Below are 2,192 nucleotides of genomic sequence, written 5' to 3'. Positions count from 1 at the left end.
ACCTGGGCCCGGTCACCGCACGGTGACCGGGCCCAGTGCTGTGTGCAGTGGGGATCGGCACCGAAAATGACCCCGAGGACCCGGCGGGCAGCATCGGGTGGTGGGGCCGGAATCGGTGTGTCGGGCCGAGTTCAGTCGGTGGCGGGGAGGCCGACGAGGTCGGCCATCAGGTTCATGTGGTGGTGGAAGTAGTCGGCGACGGCGTCGATGGTGCCGTCGAGGCGGCCGAAGATCTCGAAGGTGACCGGGCCGAAAGGCTGTGTCCAGCCGACGAATACGCGGTCGAGGACCTCTTCGGCGAATTCGACGGCCCGCTGTCCGAGTCCCACCCGCTGCGCCCGAATTCGGCGAAGGGCCGGGTGCGTGCGGACCTGTGGTCCGAGCAGCTGGCGGCCCACCGATCCGATCGTGTCCGAACCGCCGAGGTGTGCGGTTCGGACTACCTCGGCCCGGCCGTGACCTCCGCGTTCACCGTGCTCGGAACCGTGGCCGCGGCGCTGATCCTGCTGGGTGTGGCCGCCCCGTGGCGGGTGCCGGGCGCGCAGCAGGCGAATTTCGCCGGGTGTGTGCTGTGGAGCGGGTGAATGCTGGCGCCGGCTCTCTTGTGGGGCCGCCGTCGTGGATGACGGCGGCCGGGGTTCACATGCCTCGGCGGAAGCGGGTGTTGCGGATGGTGTCGGCGCGTTCGGGGAGAACGTTGTCGATGAGCGCGGCGACCCGGCCCATGACCGGGGCCAGCCGGCGGGGGCGGTCGATGATGGCGTCGCAGATGATCCGGCCGCCTTCGTCCGCGGTGAGCGCGTTGGCCGTGGCCTGTTGGTAGACGGGGTTGGCGGTGATCATGTCGGTGCGGACGAGGGGGAGGTAGATCGAGGTGAATCGGAGGTTCTCGGTCTGGGTCTCGGCTTGCAGGTTGGTGCTGAGCGAGTCGAGGGCGGCCTTGGACGCGACGTAGGCGGCGTAGCCGGGGCCGCCGTAGAGGTTGGCGAGCGACAGGATGTTGATGATCTGCCCGTTGCGGCGGTCCCGCATGGCGGGGGCGAAGGCGAGGATGAGGCGGACCGCGGCGAAGTAGTTGAGCCGCATGGTGCGCTCGTAGTCGTGGAACCGGTCGTAGGACTCGTCCAGCCGGCGGCGAATGGATCGCCCGGCATTGTTGACGAGGATGTCCACCCGGCCGTGGTCGGCGAGCACCTTCGCGGTCATGGCGTCGAGCGCCTCGAAGTCATTGAGGTCGCAGGGGTAGGCGGCGGCCCGTCCGCCCGCGGCCTCGATCTCGGTGACGGCGTCCGCGAGTTCGTCCGCGCGGCGCGCGACCAGGAGAACGGTGGCCCCGGCCGCGCCGAGCTGCACTGCGGCGACTCGTCCGATGCCGGAGGAAGCCCCGGTGATGAGCACGGTCCGGCCCGCGACGGCGTCGGCGAGGGTGCGGTCGCGCCGCAGCCGGGACAGGCTGACCTGGGTGTCGAGGCCGTGGCGGATCTTGTGCAGCAGGTCACTGATGTCGTGCATGCCCAGTGATGCTAAGTGCCGCACCGGGATTCGGTGGGGGTTCGGATTCGCGGCCCGGTCAGCGCCGGGGATGGCGCTCGGAGAGCACGGCGGCGGCATCGATCGGACGGATACCGAGGAGTGTGGCGGCGGCCGCGATGGTCGCGTGCGTGGCGGGATCGTTCGGATGCGCGGGGTCGAGGAGGAGTTCCACCAATTCCATGGCGGCGATCGCTTGTTCACGGGTGACGAGGCGGCCGGGCAGCCAACTAACGCGCCAGTCGGTTTCCTTAATGCCGGGGATTCTTTCCGCGAACTCGTCGGCGATGCCACTGGTAATCGACCAAGCACACACGTACACCCGCGAATTTTGCCTCTGACCAGCCGATTTGACTTCTGTTCGTAGCAACACGTAACTTAGTCCAGGTCAGAGCGACACGGACACCGACCCGGAGCCCCAAGGGCCTGGGAAACGAGGTTGGACGAGGAGCGCCTGATGATCACATTAGCTTCACTGACCAGCGGATTTGGTTCTGCTGCGAAGTAGGGGTTAAAGTATAGAAGCAGCCACGGAGACCGACCGGGACAAAGAGCCCGCGAAGTTCCGTGTGCGTGTGTTCTTTGAGAACTCAATAGTGTGTCGATGAATGTCAGTGCCAAATATTTTATTTGGTTCCAATCATTCTCACCCCCGTGAGGGT

The 2,192-nt window shown here is 66.9% G+C and carries 4 protein-coding genes; 1 reads left to right on the top strand and 3 read right to left on the bottom strand.

Translation table 11 applies throughout. The features are described from left to right. Positions 1–131: 131 nt before the first annotated feature. Complete coding sequence (locus ACFV4K_RS35495; protein WP_379280666.1) at positions 132–329, bottom strand: hypothetical protein; 198 nt, start codon at positions 327–329, stop codon at positions 132–134. 30 nt (positions 330–359) lie between these two features. Here ACFV4K_RS35495 and ACFV4K_RS35490 point away from each other — a divergent pair, with 30 nt between their 5' ends. Then, complete coding sequence (locus ACFV4K_RS35490; RefSeq protein WP_379280665.1) at positions 360–584, top strand: hypothetical protein; 225 nt, start codon at positions 360–362, stop codon at positions 582–584. Positions 585–639: 55 nt separating this feature from the next. Here ACFV4K_RS35490 and ACFV4K_RS35485 read toward each other — a convergent pair whose 3' ends face one another. Together ACFV4K_RS35485 and ACFV4K_RS35480 are read right to left on the bottom strand one after the other, a co-directional pair. Beyond that, on the bottom strand, positions 640–1,512 hold the full coding sequence (locus ACFV4K_RS35485; RefSeq protein WP_379280664.1) for an SDR family NAD(P)-dependent oxidoreductase: 873 nt from the start codon (positions 1,510–1,512) through the stop codon (positions 640–642). Positions 1,513–1,570: 58 nt separating this feature from the next. Then, positions 1,571–1,903, bottom strand: a complete 333-nt coding sequence (locus tag ACFV4K_RS35480) for a hypothetical protein (RefSeq protein ID WP_379280663.1) — start codon at positions 1,901–1,903, stop codon at positions 1,571–1,573. Positions 1,904–2,192 lie beyond the last annotated feature (289 nt).

It is taken from the genome of Nocardia sp. NPDC059764 (assembly GCF_042732555.1).
Classification (GTDB): domain Bacteria; phylum Actinomycetota; class Actinomycetes; order Mycobacteriales; family Mycobacteriaceae; genus Nocardia.
Note: the sequence above shows the minus strand (reverse complement) of the source record. Positions and strands in the feature narration are given on the sequence as shown.

Excerpts from the sequence above, each read along its gene's own strand:
- ACFV4K_RS35485 (WP_379280664.1), bottom strand. The coding sequence starts at position 1,512 with ATGCACGACATCAGTGACCTGCTGCACAAGATCCGCCACGGCCTCGAC.